Source organism: Verrucomicrobium sp. GAS474 (assembly GCF_900105685.1).
Taxonomy (GTDB): Bacteria; Verrucomicrobiota; Verrucomicrobiia; order Methylacidiphilales; family GAS474; genus GAS474.
Genome location: NZ_LT629781.1, coordinates 2,284,825 through 2,300,940, shown reverse-complemented (window position 1 = coordinate 2,300,940; position 16,116 = coordinate 2,284,825). Strand labels below are relative to the sequence as shown.

The 16,116-nt window shown below is 67.7% G+C and carries 15 protein-coding genes and 1 tRNA gene; 4 read left to right on the top strand and 12 right to left on the bottom strand.

The features are described from left to right. The first annotated feature begins 4 nt into the window (after positions 1-4). Positions 5-637, top strand: a complete 633-nt coding sequence (bioD, locus tag BLU04_RS09530) for a dethiobiotin synthase (protein ID WP_093285141.1) — start codon at positions 5-7, stop codon at positions 635-637. Positions 638-640: 3 nt separating this feature from the next. Here bioD and tsaD read toward each other — a convergent pair whose 3' ends face one another. From tsaD to BLU04_RS09515, 3 genes are read right to left on the bottom strand one after another with little or no spacing between them, the layout of a single operon-like run. Next, entirely contained in the window at positions 641-1,675 is a 1,035-nt protein-coding gene (tsaD, locus tag BLU04_RS09525) for a tRNA (adenosine(37)-N6)-threonylcarbamoyltransferase complex transferase subunit TsaD (protein ID WP_093285139.1), read from the bottom strand. Positions 1,676-1,680: 5 nt separating this feature from the next. After that, positions 1,681-3,234 carry a S41 family peptidase gene (locus BLU04_RS09520; RefSeq protein WP_093285136.1) on the bottom strand — a complete coding sequence of 518 codons (1,554 nt, stop codon included), beginning with the start codon at positions 3,232-3,234 and terminating at the stop codon, positions 1,681-1,683. Positions 3,235-3,255: 21 nt separating this feature from the next. Then, positions 3,256-4,212: a UDP-glucuronic acid decarboxylase family protein gene (locus tag BLU04_RS09515; RefSeq protein WP_093285134.1), complete on the bottom strand. Its 957-nt coding sequence runs from the start codon at positions 4,210-4,212 to the stop codon at positions 3,256-3,258. A gap of 189 nt (positions 4,213-4,401) precedes the next feature. On the opposite strand from BLU04_RS09515, the gene BLU04_RS09510 reads away from it, so the two are divergent. After that, positions 4,402-4,476 (top strand) — tRNA-His (locus BLU04_RS09510). A gap of 39 nt (positions 4,477-4,515) precedes the next feature. Beyond that, positions 4,516-5,481: an NAD(P)/FAD-dependent oxidoreductase gene (locus BLU04_RS09505; protein ID WP_157895248.1), complete on the top strand. Its 966-nt coding sequence runs from the start codon at positions 4,516-4,518 to the stop codon at positions 5,479-5,481. A 55-nt stretch (positions 5,482-5,536) separates the two neighbouring features. Here the strand turns inward: BLU04_RS09505 and BLU04_RS16455 are convergent, their stop codons facing one another. From BLU04_RS16455 to lysA, 5 genes are all read right to left on the bottom strand, one after another. Continuing rightward, positions 5,537-5,704, bottom strand: coding sequence for a hypothetical protein (locus BLU04_RS16455; protein ID WP_157895247.1), 168 nt, complete (start codon positions 5,702-5,704; stop codon positions 5,537-5,539). Between the two features lie 125 nt (positions 5,705-5,829). After that, complete coding sequence (dapB, locus tag BLU04_RS09500; protein WP_093285128.1) at positions 5,830-6,564, bottom strand: 4-hydroxy-tetrahydrodipicolinate reductase; 735 nt, start codon at positions 6,562-6,564, stop codon at positions 5,830-5,832. 30 nt (positions 6,565-6,594) lie between these two features. Continuing rightward, positions 6,595-7,497, bottom strand: a complete 903-nt coding sequence (gene dapA, locus BLU04_RS09495) for a 4-hydroxy-tetrahydrodipicolinate synthase (protein WP_093285126.1) — start codon at positions 7,495-7,497, stop codon at positions 6,595-6,597. Further along, a complete protein-coding gene (gene dapF, locus BLU04_RS09490; protein WP_093288578.1) occupies positions 7,488-8,315 on the bottom strand; it encodes a diaminopimelate epimerase in 828 nt (275 codons plus the stop codon). The genes dapA and dapF overlap by 10 nt, the downstream gene beginning before the upstream one ends. A 42-nt stretch (positions 8,316-8,357) precedes the next feature. Next, positions 8,358-9,635 carry a diaminopimelate decarboxylase gene (gene lysA / locus BLU04_RS09485; RefSeq protein ID WP_093285123.1) on the bottom strand — a complete coding sequence of 426 codons (1,278 nt, stop codon included), beginning with the start codon at positions 9,633-9,635 and terminating at the stop codon, positions 8,358-8,360. 116 nt (positions 9,636-9,751) lie between these two features. Between lysA and BLU04_RS09480 the strand changes: the two genes are divergently transcribed. Further along, entirely contained in the window at positions 9,752-11,035 is a 1,284-nt protein-coding gene (locus BLU04_RS09480; protein ID WP_093285121.1) for an N-acetylmuramoyl-L-alanine amidase, read from the top strand. 15 nt (positions 11,036-11,050) lie between these two features. Here the strand turns inward: BLU04_RS09480 and BLU04_RS09475 are convergent, their stop codons facing one another. The 4 genes from BLU04_RS09475 to BLU04_RS09460 all read right to left on the bottom strand — a co-directional run bounded on the left by BLU04_RS09475 (position 11,051) and on the right by BLU04_RS09460 (position 16,064). Further along, positions 11,051-12,457 (bottom strand): hypothetical protein, encoded by a 1,407-nt coding sequence (locus BLU04_RS09475; RefSeq protein WP_093285118.1) that lies wholly within the window; start codon positions 12,455-12,457, stop codon positions 11,051-11,053. Positions 12,458-12,520: 63 nt separating this feature from the next. Then, positions 12,521-14,758: an ATP-binding protein gene (locus BLU04_RS09470; RefSeq protein ID WP_093285115.1), complete on the bottom strand. Its 2,238-nt coding sequence runs from the start codon at positions 14,756-14,758 to the stop codon at positions 12,521-12,523. A 45-nt stretch (positions 14,759-14,803) separates the two neighbouring features. Next, positions 14,804-15,703, bottom strand: coding sequence for an HDOD domain-containing protein (locus BLU04_RS09465; RefSeq protein WP_093285113.1), 900 nt, complete (start codon positions 15,701-15,703; stop codon positions 14,804-14,806). A gap of 34 nt (positions 15,704-15,737) precedes the next feature. Beyond that, on the bottom strand, positions 15,738-16,064 hold the full coding sequence (locus BLU04_RS09460) for a hypothetical protein (RefSeq protein WP_093285110.1): 327 nt from the start codon (positions 16,062-16,064) through the stop codon (positions 15,738-15,740). Positions 16,065-16,116 lie beyond the last annotated feature (52 nt).

Genomic DNA, 16,116 nt, shown 5'->3' with positions numbered 1-16,116 from the left:
CCCGATGCACCTCTTCGTCACCGGGACCGGCACGGGCGTGGGAAAGACCCGCGTCACCGCGCTCTGGGTGAGGACGCAACGGCGGCGGGGCGCGGAGGCCGTCGGCCTGAAGCCGATCGCGGCGGGAGATCGCGACGACGCCCTGTTACTCCGCGAAGCGGGAGGCAACCTCCTTTCCCTCGACGAAATCAATCCCTGCCACCTCGCCGCGCCGCTCGCGCCCCAGGTCGCCGCGCGGCAGGAGGGGCGGACGATCGACTTCGCCGCGGTGAACGGGGCCGTCGCCGCCGCCCGCGCCCGGTTCTCCCATGTGGCCGTCGAAGGGGTCGGCGGCTGGCGGGTGCCGCTGGCGGCGGGAAAGACCGTCGGAGATTGGGCGCGGGAACTCGGCCTTCCCGTCCTCGTCGTCGCCTCGGCGGGGCTCGGGACGCTGAATCACACCCTCCTCACCATCGAGGCGATCCGCCGGGAGGGGCTGCCGCTTCTCGGGATCGTCCTGAACCGGCACGGCCTCGCGCCGGGGGATCGGGCGGCGGCGACGAACCGGGAGGCCCTGGAGGAGTGGACCGGCCTGCCGATCGTCGAGCTGAAGGAAGGCGGGGAGCTGCCCGAGGCGGCGTGGCTCTTCGGCGGGTAGGTTTTACACCGACGCCAACGGCAGATTCGGATCGATGTCGTCGGGGAGCGGCAGCGCCGCTCCGGCCTCTTCCTTCAAGGCGGCGACTCCCGCGATCATCGCCGCGTTATCGGTGCAGAGGACCGGAGGCGCAAGGAGAAGCCGATAGCCCGCCCGCCCGCTCTCCCGCTCCAGCGCGGCCCTCAGCGCCCCGTTGCAGGCGACGCCGCCCGCCGCGATGACCGTCCGCAGGTTCCGCGTCCGGGCCGCGTCGGAGGCCTTCCGCACCAGGACATCGACGACCGCCTTCTGGAACGAGGCGGCGACGTCGGCCACGAAGCGGGGGTCGGCGAGCTTCTCCGGGGTCTTCTCCAGGAAGTAACGGACCGAAGTCTTCAGCCCGCTGAAGCTGAAGCGGAAATCGGCCCGCTCCGGGAAGGCCCGGGGGAAATCGTGGGCGGCGGCATCGCCCTGCGCGGCGGCCTTCTCGATCTCGGGGCCGCCGGGATAGCCGAGGGAGAGCATCCGGGCGACCTTGTCGAAGACCTCCCCCGCCGCATCGTCGACGGTGCCGCCGAGACGGCGATAGTCGTTCCAGCCCCGCGCCTCGATGAGGAGGGTGTGGCCACCGCTGACGATCAGGCCGAGGAAGGGAAAAGGAACAGTCCCCTCCGCCGTCAGGAAGGGGGAGAGGAGATGGCCTTCCAGGTGGTTGACGCCCCGCACGGGGAGGCCGGTGGCGAGGCCGAGGCCCCGCGCATAGGCGTGGCCGATGAGGAGGGAGGTGGCGAGGCCCGGCCCCTGGGTCACGGCGATGCCGTCGAGGTCCCCCGTCCCCAGCCGGGCCTCGGCCAGGGCGGCCTCGGCGAGGCGGGGGAGGTTGCGCAGGTGCTCCCGGACGGCGACCTCGGGGACGACGCCGCCGAAGGGCCGGTGCCGGGCGATCTGGGAGCCGACGACCGAGGAGAGGAGGCGGAGGCCCTTGCCGCCGGCCCCGCCCACCTCGACCACGGCGACGGCGCTCTCGTCGCACGACGTTTCGATTCCGAGCCAGCGCATGCGGGTCAGGGAGTGGGAGTCGGGACGGAGGTCGCGACGGGCGGCGTTGCCTGGCCCGGAGCGGCGACAGGCGGCGCGGCCTTGTCGCCCTTCTGCCGGTCGTCCCGGAGGAGGCGGGCGCGGAGGACGTCGACGGAACGCTCCAGCTGGGTGTCGTGGAAATCCTTGAAGGCCATCTTTTCCTCGGGGGTGAGGAGGACCGGGGTGCGGAAACGGATGAGGTTCCGCTCCTCGGCGGCGGTGACGGGGGCCGGGATGTCGGGGTCGACACCCTTCTCGTGAATGACGCGGAGGTTCGGCGTGTAATACTTCGCCGTCGTCAGCCGGACGCCGACGCCGTTGCCGAGGTTGATGACGCTCTGCACGGAGCCCTTCCCGAAGGTCCGCTCCCCGACGAGGACGGCGGCGTGATAGTCCTGGAGCGCCCCGGCGACGATCTCCGAGCCGCTGGCGCTGTAGCCGTTGATGAGGAGGGCGACGGGAACGGTGACGCTCTGCTGGGTCCGGTGGCTCCGGTATTCCCGCTTCGAATCGGCCCGCCGCCCCTGCGTCGAGACGATGACCTGCCCCGGGGGGACGAAGGCCCCGGCGATCTCGACCGCCGAGTCGATCAGGCCGCCCGGATTGTTCCTCAGGTCGACGACGAGGGCCCGCATCCCGCCCTTCTTCAGCGTGGCGACGGCTTTGTCGAACTCCGAGGCGGTGTTCTCCCCGAACTGCTCGATGCGGAGGTAGCCGATCTTCTCCTCCCCCGCGATCTCGGGCGGGAGGAGCTTCGCCGCGCGGACGCTGCTGATGCGGATGATCTCCCGGGTCAGCTCGACCTCGTAGATGTTCGGATTGGAGTCGGCCTTGGGATCGGCTTTTTGATCCGCTTTTTGATCGGCCTTTGCATCGGTCTTGGAATCAATCTTGGTATCGGCCTTCTCTCCGTCCTTCGTCGAGGGGCGATAGAGGGTCAGGCGGACCTTTTCCCCCCGCTTTCCCTTCAGGGCCTTGAGGGCGGCGGCGTAGGGCATCCGCTCGGTCGAGAGGTCGTTGATCTTCAGGATGCGGTCGCCCGGCATGATTCCGGCGCGGAAGCTGGGCGTGTCCTCGTAGCTGGAGACGACGACCAGCTCGTTCGTGTTCGCCCGGGGCGAGAGGGAGAGGCCGAGACCGGCGAACTCCCCCTTCGTGTCCTTCTGCATCTCGGCGAAGGCGTCCTCGTCGAGGAATTGGCTGTGGGGATCGAGGGAGGAGAGCATCCCCTTCAGCGCGGCGAAGACCAGGTCCTTGTAGCCGGTCTTCGCCTCGTTGACGTAGTCCTCGCCGATCAGCTTGATGACCTTCGTGAAGAGGAGCGTCGCCTGATAGGCCTCGTCGCTCGGCGTCGCCCCGCTGCCGTCGTCGACCACCGCCGTCGCCGGAGCGGGGGCGGGCGGGGAAACAGGTGCGGCGGGCTGGGCCGACTGGGGCGCCTGCGGCGCGGCGGGAGCCGGGGCCCCGGTCTGGGCCAGGCCGATGCCGCCCGCCAGCACGGTCCCCAGCGCGACCAGCAGTGTGCGACGGAGCGGCATCGGCTCTCTTTCCTGTTCCGGTTAGAGGGCGTTCTCGGCCTGGAGACGGCCCTTGAAGTAGGCGATCGTCTCCTTCAGGCCCTCTTCGAGGCCGACCTTCGGTTCCCAGCCGAGGAGGCCCTTGGCGCGGGTGATGTCGGGGCGGCGCTGCTTCGGGTCGTCGGTCGGCAGCGGCTGGTTCACCAGCGTGCTGGCTGAGCCGGTGATGCGGATGATCCGCTCGGCGAATTCCTTGATCGTCAGCTCGAGCGGGTTGCCGATGTTGACCGGCTCGTGGAAGTCCGACTGGGAGAGGCGGTAGATGCCGTCGATGAGGTCGGAGACGTAGCAGAAGCTCCGCGTCTGGGTCCCCTCGCCGAAGATCGTGAGCGCCTGCCCCTGGAGGGCCTGGCTGACGAAGGCGGGGACGACGCGGCCGTCGCGCAGCCGCATGCGGGGGCCGTAGGTGTTGAAGATGCGGACGATCTTCGTGTCGACCTTGTGGTAGCGGAAGTAGGCCATCGTGACGGCCTCGGCGTAGCGTTTCGCCTCGTCGTAGACGCTGCGCGGCCCGATCGAGTTCACGTTGCCCCAATACTCCTCGGTCTGGGGATGGACGTGGGGATCGCCGTAGCATTCCGAAGTCGAGGCGACGAGGAAGCGGGAGCCCTTGATCCGGGCCAGCTCGAGGGCGTTGTGGGTGGCGTAGGAGCCGACCTTCAGCGTCTCGAACGGGAGTTCGAGGTAATCGATCGGGCTCGCGGGGGAGGCGAAGTGGAAGACGACGGCGACCTCGCCCTCGATGAGGTCGGCGAAGGGCTCGGTCACATCCTTCTGGATGAAGGAAAAGCGGCTGTCGCCCTTCAGGTGGTCGAGGTTCGCCGGATTGCCGGTGATGAAGTTATCGAGACCGATGACGCGATACCCCTCGGAAAGAAGACGGTCGGTCAAATGGCTGCCAAGGAACCCGGCGGCGCCGGTCACAACTGCGGTTTTCATGAGCGGGCATTAAAGGGACTCCGCCATCCAAATACAAGGGGACGTTGCGGCGAAGTTGGGACGAACGGCCATTTCCCCCGTTCCGGGCGGGTTTCCCCTCTATTTCCCGCAAAAAACCGCGTGCGTACCCGGAACCTTTTTGCTTTAGTGACACTTCCCCCGAGCCCGGACAAGGCCTCGGGAACTATGGCGGCCATAGCTCAATGGTAGAGCACCAGATTGTGATTCTGGACGTTGCGGGTTCGAGTCCCGTTGGTCGCCCCACTTTTTCTTGGCTTCTCCCTTCGGCTCTTCTTCGACGCCATGAACGCTCCCCTGATCCTCGGTTCCGGCCCGGCGGGGATCGCCGTCGCACTGTGCTGCCGGGAGATCGGCCTTTCCCCCCTCGTCGTCGACTCGGCGGCCGACGGGCACGGCCAGGCCCTCGGCGGGATGATCGTCCGCTCCCGCTGGCCCGCCATCTGGACCCCCTGGGCCGATGACCAAAGCGGGGAAGAGATCGGACGAGGCCTCGCCGACCGCTTCCGGCGCTCGGGCATTCCTCACCGGGTCGACGAGGCCCTTTCCCTCGACTACGCCCGCCATCGCGTCGCCCTCCGGCACGGCGGCGAAACCCCGTACGAGGCCCTCGTCATCGCGACCGGGGCCGCCTTCCGCCGGAGCGACGCGCCCGGAGCCTCCGAGGCCGAGGCCGCCGGCTGGCTGCTGCAACGGCCCCCGCTGCTTCCGGAGCCCGCCTCCCCTCCCGGCGGGACCGTCCTCATCGTCGGCGGCGGGAACAACGCCTTCTCGACCGCCGTGACCGAGGCGAAGGAGGGCCACGCGGGCCGGGTAATCATCGCCGTCCGGGGAACCCACCCGAAGGTCCGCGCCCAGATCCTGGAGGAGGCCGCCGCGCAGCCGAACATCGTCCTCCGCACCGGCTGGGAGGTCGCGGAGTTCCTTCCCGACCATGCGATCCGCTTCAACACGCCCGACGGGGAACGGATCGAGCGGTGCAACCTCGCCTATGCCAATCTCGGCTACGTCCCCCGGAGCGCCTTCGCCGCCGGGCAGGTCCACCGCACCGGGGAAGGGTATATCGAGGTCGATTCCTCCCACCGCACCTCGGCCCCCGATGTCTGGGCCGTCGGGGAAGTCGTCGGCCCGAAGGCCCCGTCGGTCCTCACCGTCATGGGGCATGCCCCGGCCGTGGCCGAGGCGATCTCGGCGGCATTGATGAAAAAGGAGGAGACGGAGCGTCTCCTCGAGAAGATGAGGAAGAGGTAGCGTCCCTCGTCGCCTCCTGAAACAGGAGAAGCGGAAGGCAGGAGCCGGGCGGGGCCTAACGGGAAGTCGTCGTCACGGCGGGCATGATCTTCGCCATCACGACCGAGAGGCGGCCATCCTGCCATGCGAAGAAGAAATGCATCGCCGTCCAAAGCACCGCCACGCCGAACACCGCCCGGAGAATCGCTGGAAAGACGTTCCGGGACAGGGGCGGCTCACCCATTTGTGCTGTTTTAACCGTAGGAGACATACTACGAGGCGACTTATTACGCTTTTAACCGTAATAAGTCAACCTTCTCTTTTCACTCCCTCGAAAGAGGGAGCGCAAAAGAGCGAAGCGAGGTCGCTCTACTTCAATCCCAGCACGTCCTGCATCGAATAGAGGCCGGGCTGGGCGGTCTGGACCCACTTCGCGGCCCGGAGCGCCCCCATCGCGAAGACGTCGCGGTTCGAGGCCTTGTGGGTCAGCTCGATCCGCTCGCCGATTCCGGCGAAGGTGACGGTGTGGTCGCCGATCACGTCACCGCCGCGCAGGGCGTGCATGCCGATCTCGTCCCGGGTCCGCTTGCCGGGCTCGCCGGAGCGGCCGTCCTGGACGAGCTCGTCGTAGGATTTCCCCTTCACCTCGCAGAGGATCTCGGCGAGGGAGCGGGCGGTCCCGCTCGGGGCGTCGAGCTTGTTCCGGTGGTGCATCTCGACGATTTCCTGGTCGTATTCGGCCCCGAGGATCTCGGCGGCCTTCCGCGTGAGGTGGAAGAGGACGTTGACGCCGACGGAGAAATTCGAGGCGAGGACGATGGCGATCTTCCCGGAGGCCTGCGCGATCCGTTCCCGCTCCTCGGGCGTGTGGCCGGTGGTCCCGATGACGAGGGGGACTTTCTCCAGCACGGCCTGGGCGAGGAGGTCGTCGGTGGCGCTATGGTGGCTGACGTCGACGACGACGTCGAAGGCGTTCAGGAGCGGGATGACCCGGCCCGCCGGGACGGTGGCGTCATCGAAGGCGTGGTCGGCCTCGGCCAGGCGGACGATGGCGCTTCCGAGGCGGCCGCGGCCGCCGATGACGGCGAGGGAGAGGAGGGACATGCGATTTCCTGTGTGAAGCTGGGGAGAGAGCTAGAGACCCAAGGCGTCGAGGGTCTTGCCGACCTTCTCCCGGCCCGCCGCGCTGAGCGGGACGAGGGGCAGGCGGACTTCCTCGGTCATCGCCCCGCGCCGGGCGAGGGCGAACTTCGTCGGCACCGGATTGGTCTCGACGAAGAGGTCGCGGAAGAGCGGGGTGAGGCGGCGGTGGAGGGCCTCGGCCTCGGCGGTCTTCCCGGAGGCGAAGAGGGAGACAAGGTCGGCCACTTCCTTCGGGACGACGTTCGAGGCGACGCTGATGACGCCGACCGCCCCGACGCTGAGGAAGGGCAGGGTGAGGCCGTCGTCGCCGGAGAGGATGGCGAAGGAGGCGGGGAGGGCCTGCCGGAGCTGGGTGACGCGGTCGACGGAGCCGCCCGCTTCCTTGATCGCGACGATGTTCGGCGCGGCGGCGGCGAGGCGGGCGACGGTCTCGACGGCGATCTCGATGCCGCAGCGGCCCGGGATGCTGTACAAGATAATGGGGATCGACACGGCCCCGGCGATCTTCAGGAAGTGCTGGTAGAGCCCTTCCTGGGTCGGCTTGTTGTAATAGGGGGCGACGAGGAGGAGGGAATCGGCCCCGAGGCGCTCGGCCTCCCGGGAGAGGTAGACGGCTTCCTTCGTGCTGTTCGAGCCGGTCCCGGCGACGACCTGGCAGCGGCCCTTGGCCACCTGGACGCTCAGTTCGATGACGCGGAGGTGCTCGTCGTAATCGAGGGTCGGCGATTCCCCGGTGGTGCCGACGGGGACGATCCCGGTGATCCCCCCGGCGATCTGGGCCTCGATGAGGGCGGTCAGCGCCACTTCATCGACCTTGTCGCCGCCCGTTTGGAAGGGGGTGACGAGGGCGGTGTAGGCCCCCTGGATGACACTGGCGGCAGGGCTTAGGGACATTCGATTTCTCCGGTGAAGACGACGAGGGCGGGGCCTTGAAGGACGATGTTCGAGATCTCGGAACCCTCTTCCCTGAAGTCGACCGTGAGGATCGACTTCCCCTGGACGAGGACGCGGACGGGCTTCGCCACACCGTGGACGAGGTGGGCGAGAACGGCGGCGGCCGAGACGCCGGTGCCGCAGGCGAGGGTCTCGTCCTCGACGCCGCGCTCGTAGGTGCGGACGCGGATCGAGTCGGGGCCGGTGATCTGGGCGAAGTTGGCGTTGGTCCCCTTCGGCTTGAAGACCTCGTTGTAGCGGACCTCGGCGCCGAGGGTGCGGATGTCGATCTTCTCGACATCGGCGACGAACTGAACGGCGTGGGGAACGCCAGTGTTGATGAAGCCGACGGTGATCTCCCCGGCGCTCCGGGTGGGGACGGCCTTGGCCCGTTCCAGGCTGTGGGGCGCGGTGAGGACGATGGCGACCTCGTTCCCGACGTAGGTGGCCGAGATGATCCCGGCGAGGGTCTCGAACTTGATCGAATCGCCGAGGGACTTCGTCGCGCCGAGGTGGCGGGCGAACTGGGCGAAGCAGCGCGCGCCGTTGCCGCACATGTCGGCCTCGCTCCCGTCGGCGTTGTAGTAACGCATGCGGAAGTCGGCGGCCTCGGGGTTGGCGGGGGGCTCCAGCAGCAGGAGGCCGTCCCCGCCGACGCCGAAGTGGCGGTCGCAGAGGAAGGCGATCTGCGAGGCCGAAAGGAACGTGGTGCAGGCGCGGTTGTCGAGCATGACGAAGTCGTTTCCGGCTCCGGTCATCTTCGTGAAGGAAAGCTTCATGGGCATGGGTCTCGAGTGGAGGGAAGTCCGCCGGGGAAGGGCCTAGGCCGTCTCCCCGCGGATGAGGTCGACGAGGGCTTCCCGCTTCCGGGCGAGCTTCACCTTCGTCCCCTCGACGAGGATCTCGGCGGCGCGGGGGCGGGTGTTGTAGTTCGAGGCCATCGTGAAGCCGTACGCCCCGGCGCTGAGGAAGGCGATGCGGTCGCCCGTCTTCAGGGGCTGGAGGGGGCGGTCCTTCGCGAAGGTGTCGCCCGACTCGCAGATCGGCCCGACGACGTCGGAGGGGATGGTCTTGCCGGTCTTGGCGCGGAGGGGGACGATCTCGTGGTAGGAGTCGTAGAAGGCGGGGCGGATGAGGTCGTTCATCGCGGCGTCGATGATGACGAAGTTCTTCTTCCCGGTCTTCTTCACGTAGAGGACCTCGCTGAGGAGGACCCCGGCGTTGCCGACCATGAAGCGGCCCGGCTCGACGAGGACCTTCAGCCCGAGGGTGCGGAGCTGCGGCACGACCGATTCCGCGTAGGCGGCGGGCGTGAGGGGGGCGCCCTTCTTCTTCCACCAATCGGGCTGGCCGCTGGCGAGGGCGTCCTCGTAGACGATGCCGATGCCGCCGCCGATGTCGAAGAACTCGAGCCGATGGCGGCGATGGAGCTCGCGGACGAGGGGGATCATCTTCTTCACCGCGGCGGCGAAGGGGGCCGCCGTGGTGATCTGGGAACCGATGTGCATCTGGACGCCGCGCAGGGTGACGTGCTTCAGCGCCGTGGCGCGCTGATAGAGGGCGGGGATCTCCTCGAAGGCGATGCCGAACTTGTTCTCGTAGGTCCCGGTGGTGATCTTCGAGTGGGTCTTCGCGTCGACGTTCGGGTTCACCCGGAGGGCGACGGGGGCGATCTTCCGGAGGCGGGTGGCGACCTCGTTGATGAAGGTCAGCTCGGCCTCGCTCTCGACCATGAAGCAGTAGATCCCGGCGCGGAGCGCCTGCTCGATCTCGGCCCGGGTCTTGCCGACCCCGGCGAAGGTGCACTTCCCGGGATCGCCCCCGGCCTGCTGGACGCGGAAGAGTTCCCCGCCGCTGACGAGGTCGAAGCCGGAGCCCTGCCGCGCGAGGAGGCGGAGGAGGGCGAGGGTCGAGTTGGCCTTCATCGCGTAGCAGATGAGGTGGTCGAGGGGCTTCAGGGCGTGGTCGAGGGCCTTGTAATGTTCCACGACGGTGTGCCCGGAATAGACGTAGAGCGGAGTTCCGTATTCTTCGGCGAGCGCGTCGAGGGAAACCCCCTCGGCGTAGAGCTTGCCACCCTTGTAGTGGAAGTGATGCATCGTATGTTTGAGAAAGAGCCCGTACTTGTATCAAACTCCCACTCTGATAGCAAATCAGATAGAGGGGGGGCATTCCCGCTTGTCATCGCCGGGGGGGATCTCCATTCTTCGCCCCCATGTCGGTTTTCCGGGTCCCCTCCCCCTTCGTCTGCCTCGTTTGCGCCGCCTTCGGCCTCCTTCTTTCGGGATGCAAGGCCCAGGCCTCCGGTCCCCTCCCCCCCGCCGCCGTCACCGATCATCCCGAGGCGTGGGCCTGGCTCCAGCGTTACGACGGGACGATGACCCGGGCCGAGTTCGAGGAGACCCTCCCCCTCTTCGACCCCTCGCGCTCCCTCCTGAAGCAGAGCACCCTCGGCGACGACGCCCTCGCCGTCTTCGCCACGCCGGAGAAAACGGGGGAGCCCGACATCCGGATCGCCTTCGCCCCCGTCGTCGGGGAGAAGAAGAAGCACGCCGATTTCCGGACCCCGGCCGAGTTCCGCGCCGGGCCGAAGCCCTCCGGCAGGCCCCTCGACGGCCTCCGCATCGCCATCGACCCCGGCCACATCGGCGGCGCGTGGGGACAGATCGAGGACCGCTCGATCGAATACGAGGGGGTCGGACGGCTCCAGGAGGGCGACCTCAACCTCATCACCGCCGCGATCCTGACCAAGGAATTGACCGCCCTCGGTGCCGTCGTCTTCCCGACCCGGACGACGCCGGAGCCGGTCACCGACGCCCGCCCGGCCGGGCTCCTCGGCGAGGCGCGGGAGACGATCCTGAAAAAGCATCCCGAGGCGACGTTCATCTCCCCCTCCCGCCTCGAATTGATGAGCCACATCCTCTTCGAGCGGAAGTACGAGTTCCTCTCCCGCGCCGAGAAGATCCGCCGGGAGTTCCCCAAGGCCGACGTCACCCTCGTCCTTTACATCAACGCGACCCCGTCCAGCGGTTCCGGCCACCTCATCGGGCCGAATCAGAACATCTTCTTCGTCGAGGGGGCCTACATGCCCGACGAGGTCGCCGATCCCGACATCCGGTTCCGGATGCTCTACAAGACCTTCGCCCGCGTCGCGCCGGTCGAGTACGACGTCGCCGCCGCCATCGCCCGGGCGTTCAAGAAGGCGACGGGACTCCCGCCCGTCCCCTACGGGAACTCGCCGACGACCCGCCTCGTCCACGAGGAGAATTACGACGTGGTGGCGCGGAACCTGGGGGCCAGCCGACAGGATGACGGCCCCGTCATCACGACCGAGCCCTACTTCATGAACAACCGGCTTTCGGCAAAGCGGTTCGTCGCCGGGGATTACGAGGGGGAACGGACCTTCGAGGGGAAGGAATACAAGAGCATCTTCCGGGAATACGCGGGATGCGTGGTCGATGGACTTCTCGAAGCGTACGGACCGGTGGCGAAGCCCTGAGGCGCTTCGGTCCCATCACTTCTCCCGCAACGCCCTCAACACTTCAAATCGGCCCATCAGCGCAAAATAGCCGCCGAATTCCCCCTGCGAGGCCTCGTCTCCCGAGCGGCGGTTCACCTCGAACCAGTTGACGTAATCAGTCATCCGCCCCGCCAGGCCGCCGAGGCGGGCCTGGGCCGTCGCCGCGTAGGAAAGCCGCGTCGGATAAGTCGCCGCCACGAGGGGATCGGGATTGATCAGCGCCATCAGCGCGTCCCGTTCGAGGGCGATCACCGGACGCCAGGCGAAATTCGCCCGCATCTCCAGGACGATCAGCTTGTCGATCCGCTCCCGCAACGTGGCGGCGAAGAGCGGGTGGCCCGCCTCCTGCGGCAGGTCGGCGAGCGGCAGCGTCATCGCCTCCCAGGCCCGATCGGTCGCCGGAGCCGATGCTGGAGCTGGAACCGCAGCCCCCTCGGGACGGCCCTGCTTCGAGGAGAGCGCGACCGCCGCCTTCGCTTCCTCCTCCCTCATTTTCTTGTCGGCCTCTTTCTTGTCGCTCGCCCCCGGCTTGGAAGGCGGCGTCCAGGCGGGGAACGAAATCGTGTTCAGCGCCTCCAGCTCGCTCTGGCTCCGATCCCAGGAGTACAGGTCCCAGGCGTAGACGAGATCGTCCCGTTTCTTTCCCAACGTCTTTTGGAATTCGACCCATTCCTTTTCGGCCGCCTTCCCCGCCTGGAGCGGGACGTCGCCGCCCGGCAGGGAGGCGAACCAGCGGTCGAGGTCGCCGCGATGGCCCGGGGCGGTCTGGTAGAAAAGATAGAGGCCCCAGCAGAACGCCCCGCGCCACGTCTCGGTCACCGGATCGGCGGGAACCTCTTCTCCGCCATTCTCCCAGCCGATCACCGTCTCGACGAGCGGGACCTTGCCGAAGAGGCGGGCGCGCCGGGAGACGGCCTTGAAGGTCTCCTCGTTCCGCCCCGTCACGGTCTGGTAGGCCCCCTCGACGATCCAGTAGGGGAGCGGCGGCGGCTCGCTCCCCTCCGCATAGCGGGCACCGAGCATCGCCGCCCGGCGATAGAGGAGCCCGCGGACGATCTCCCGCAGCCACCCCTCGACCGGCGCGGGGGAGCCGACATAGACGACGACGCGGACATCGGTTTCCCGTTTCCGGGTCAGGCAATCGATCTCGGCCTCCCTCGGGGCGTCGCCCGGGTTCTGCCGCTCCACGTGGACCGTCAGCCGGGCCGGGGGGAAGGCGGTGCCGTCGGACGGCGGGGCGGGCGAGAGGGCCGCTCCGAATTGCGAGACCACGCCGTAGAGGTCGTGGACCGGCAGGTCGATGTCCCCCTCGACGACGAGGCCGCTCTCCCGGCTCCCCTCGGAAACAATCGCCGCCCGTCCGATACCCGATATCAGGACCAGCAGAAGCCAGAAGATCAAAGGGGAGCGTGACGGCATATTCGGCGAACTTGGCGGCAAAAGCCCTGTCTCAACGTAGAGCTTCTAGAAATCGGCCGTCTCGTCGATCGGCGTGACGAAGTGGAAGGTCGAGCCCTTCCCCTCCTCCGATTCGAGCCAGATGCCGCCGCCCATCGCCTCGCTGAGGCGGCGGCAGATGGCGAGGCCGAGGCCGGTCCCGCCGTAGCGCCGCGTGGTCGAGGAATCGGCCTGGATGAAAGGCTGGAAGAGGATCTCGTGCTTCGCCTTCGGGATCCCGATGCCGGTGTCCCGGATGCTCCACTCGACGAATTTCCGCGAGCCCGAGAGGAGGCCGGGAAGGCCGGTCAGCTCGGCCAATTCCGTCGAAAGGGCGCACGGCTTCACCGTCACCTCGACCCCGCCCGATTCGGTGAACTTGATGGCGTTCCCGACGAGGTTGAGGAGGATCTGGCGGAGGCGCGTCGGATCGCCGACGAGGATCTCCGGGAGGGCCTCGTCGACGGTGAGGCGGAGGTAGAGCTTCTTCTCCCGGGCCTGCGCGGCGCAGAGGTCGAGGAACTCGTCGAGGTTCTGCCGGAGATGGAAAGCGCTGTTCTCGAGGACGAACTGGCCCGCCTCGATCTTCGAGAAGTCGAGGAGGTCGTTCAGGATCGCGAGGAGCTGGGTGCTGCTGAGGCCGACGAGCTGGACGTAATCGCGCTGCTCCCGGTTCAGCGGGGTCCCGGCGAGGAGGTTCGTGAAGCCGATGATGCCGTTCATCGGGGTCCGCAGCTCGTGGCTCATCATCGCCAGGAAATTGCTCTTCGCCCGCGTCGCCTCCTCGGCGGAGACCTTCGAGGCGCGGAGGCTCTCCTCGGCCTGGCGGCGGACGGTGGTGTCCTGGTGAAGGCCGACGACACGGAGGGGCTGACCGTCGGAATCGCGGGCGACGACGCGGCCGCGGTCGAGGACCCACTTCCAGCCGCCCGCGGCGGTCCGCATCCGGTATTCGGCCTCGTAGAGCGGGTTCCGCCCGTTGAGGTGGTCGTCCCGCAGCCGGAGGACGTGGACGAGGTCGTCGGGATGGATCAGGCTGCGCCAGGTCGACTCGCCCGGCTCGAAGGCCTCGGGGGAGTAGCCGAGCATCGTCATGTAGCAGCGGTTCCAGATCCAGCGGCCCGTCTTGATGTTCCAGTCCCAGAGGCCGTCCTCGGCGGCGTCGAGGGCGTTGCGGAGCCGCTCCTCGCTGCGGTAGAGCTCCTCCTCGGCCTCGCGCTTCTCGGTGACGTCGGAGAAGGAGATGACGACGCCGCTGTGGGTCGTCTCGCCCTCCTCCTTCAGCGGCTGGGCGTTGACCCGGAACCAGCGCCGGGTCCCCCGGTCGTCGACGAAGCCGAGGACCCGCCCGATCTTCGCCTGGCCGGTCTTCAGCGCGGCGACGAAGGGGAGGTCGGCGGTCTCGATCCGGCGTCCGTCCTCGGAACTCCAGCTCCAGCGGGTCTCGAAATGGGGGACGCCGCCCAGCTCCTCCTCGGGGAGGCCCAGGAGGCGCGCCGCGCTCGGGTTGCTCCCGACGACGCGGCCGCCCAGGTTGAGGATGACGACACCGTCGTCGAGGGCGAGGAAGACGGTCTGATAGCGCGTCTCGCTCCGCAGGAGGGCGTCCTCGGCGCGGCGGCGGTCGGCCGACTCGCGCTTCAGGTCGGCGCTCTTCCGCATCACCTCGTCGGTGCGGATCTGGACGAGTTCCTGGAGGTGCTCGTTGTAATGCTTCAGCTCCCCGAGGAGCTGGAAGTTCTCCAGCGTGTAGGTGAGGCCGAGGAAGACGATGGAGAGGATTTCCCGGGCGTTCTCGATCGTCCGCACCCGCTCCGGGGAGAGGACGCCGACGAACATGCCGAGGGTCCGCGCCCGCGTGGTGAGGGCGGCGAGGTAGAGGCTCTTCCCCGTCTCGTTGTTGGTGACGACGATCGCCCGCGTCTGCTTCAGCGCCCAGGCGAAGGTCCCCGCGGCGATCTCCCCCTTCACGATCCCCTCGATCCCCATTCCCTCGACGCCGGCGGAGAGGCGGGCGTGGCGGAGGACGAACTCGAAGGTCTCGGGATCGGCGACCCAGAAGCCGGCCTCCTCGAAGGGGACGAGGCGGAAGACGTGGTCCCCGGCGATGCGGAAGGCCTCGTCCTCGTTCAGGCATTCGCGGATCTGCCGCTGGAAGGTCTCCAGGGACGACATCTTCCCGAGGAGTTCCTCGTAGGCGTCGCGCCGCGAGGCGGACCGCCAGAACTCCCCCGGGGGGCGGACGTCGTTTTCAGTTTCAGCCATAGCGAGCCGGTCCCCCGGACAACCGATTTCCGCTTTTACCTCTTTTTACCTCTTGGAGGTATCGAGGAAAATCTTCACCACGTCGACGAACTGCCGGTCGATCTCGCGCATCGCCCCCCCGAAGATCGTCGGCTTCAGGTTGACCCGCTTCCACGCCTCGATCGAGAGGGGGGGGACGTAATCGACGCCGCTCGACCCGAGTTCCATCGCGTGGGCGAGGAGGTCGGCGAGGTGGACGAAGGAGCTTTCGAGCGGGAAGCGGAGGGCCATGCCGGGCCGGTGATGGTAGGCGGCGGCGGCGGAGAGGCTCTCCGGCAGGTCCCAGAGTTCCATGAGGGCCGCGCCGACGTCGGCGTGGTCGAAGCCGATGACCTCCCGCTCCGCGCGGTAGAGGAAGGTGCCGTTGCTGTGGGAGAGGGCGAGGGCCTGGCCCATCTTGTCCGGCATCCCGAGGCAGAGGACGAGGCGGCCGATGTCGTGGAGCAGCCCGGCGACGAAGAACCGCTCGACATTCGGCTCCCGATGGTAGGAGGCGAGGACGCGGGCCGTGATGCCGCAGCCGATGCTGTGCTTCCAGAAGGCGGTGGTGTCGAAGAGGTCGTCGGGAATCCCCTCGAACATCTCGATGACTTTCGTGCAGAGGGCGAGGTCGCGGACCTGCTTCAGGCCGATAACGGAGACGGCCTCGGAGATCGTCTCGATCCGCCGGGGGAAGCCGAAGAAGGCGCTGTTCGCGAGCTTCAGGAGGCGGGCCGTGAGACTCTGGTCCCGGCTGATCACCTCGCCGATCTGGGTGATGGAGGAGTAGGGATTGTCGACCTCGCGCTTGATCTCCATGTAGATCGCGGGCAGGGAGGGGATCTCCGTCAGCCCGTCGAGGAGGCGGCGGATCGGATCGCCGCCCGTCGGGGTCAGGAGAGGGTCTTCGGCGGGTTCGGGCGGCATAGGGAAAGGGAAGGGCGGAAAATCGGGATCGGGATCAGACGGGGATGGTGCGGGCCTTCCGCATCACGCTCTGGCGGAAAATTTCCTGCATCACCGGATCGTTCAGCGGGGCCTTGGAGAAGCGGAGCTTCAGGGAGTTCTCGGCCCAGGCATAGGCCTCGGGGCTGACGTCGATCGCCTCGCCCTTCGGCTTCTCCTCGCCGCGCACCACGACCTCGGTGACACCCCAGGAACGGATCAGCGTGAGGTGGCGTTCCTTCAGTTCCATGCCGGAACGGATCAGGACCTGGCCATGGCTGTTCTTCACGTCCTTTTCCAGCGTCATGCCGACCTGAACTTCTTCCGTGCTAATGAGAGCCATACCAATACCGTAAAAACCGAGGTTTTTTGATGATCTACAATGATCTGAAGTT

Bases quoted from the DNA above. Each gene is read 5' to 3' on its own strand.
- bioD (WP_093285141.1), top strand. From the start codon at position 5: ATGCACCTCTTCGTCACCGGGACCGGCACGGGCGTGGGAAAGACCCGC.
- tsaD (WP_093285139.1), bottom strand. From the start codon at position 1,675: ATGCGCTGGCTCGGAATCGAAACGTCGTGCGACGAGAGCGCCGTCGCC.
- BLU04_RS09520 (WP_093285136.1), bottom strand. From the start codon at position 3,234: ATGCCGCTCCGTCGCACACTGCTGGTCGCGCTGGGGACCGTGCTGGCG.
- BLU04_RS09515 (WP_093285134.1), bottom strand. From the start codon at position 4,212: ATGAAAACCGCAGTTGTGACCGGCGCCGCCGGGTTCCTTGGCAGCCAT.
- BLU04_RS09505 (WP_157895248.1), top strand. From the start codon at position 4,516: ATGAACGCTCCCCTGATCCTCGGTTCCGGCCCGGCGGGGATCGCCGTC.
- BLU04_RS16455 (WP_157895247.1), bottom strand. From the start codon at position 5,704: ATGGGTGAGCCGCCCCTGTCCCGGAACGTCTTTCCAGCGATTCTCCGG.
- dapB (WP_093285128.1), bottom strand. From the start codon at position 6,564: ATGTCCCTCCTCTCCCTCGCCGTCATCGGCGGCCGCGGCCGCCTCGGA.
- dapA (WP_093285126.1), bottom strand. From the start codon at position 7,497: ATGTCCCTAAGCCCTGCCGCCAGTGTCATCCAGGGGGCCTACACCGCC.
- dapF (WP_093288578.1), bottom strand. From the start codon at position 8,315: ATGAAGCTTTCCTTCACGAAGATGACCGGAGCCGGAAACGACTTCGTC.
- lysA (WP_093285123.1), bottom strand. From the start codon at position 9,635: ATGCATCACTTCCACTACAAGGGTGGCAAGCTCTACGCCGAGGGGGTT.
- BLU04_RS09480 (WP_093285121.1), top strand. From the start codon at position 9,752: ATGTCGGTTTTCCGGGTCCCCTCCCCCTTCGTCTGCCTCGTTTGCGCC.
- BLU04_RS09470 (WP_093285115.1), bottom strand. From the start codon at position 14,758: ATGGCTGAAACTGAAAACGACGTCCGCCCCCCGGGGGAGTTCTGGCGG.
- BLU04_RS09465 (WP_093285113.1), bottom strand. From the start codon at position 15,703: ATGCCGCCCGAACCCGCCGAAGACCCTCTCCTGACCCCGACGGGCGGC.
- BLU04_RS09460 (WP_093285110.1), bottom strand. From the start codon at position 16,064: ATGGCTCTCATTAGCACGGAAGAAGTTCAGGTCGGCATGACGCTGGAA.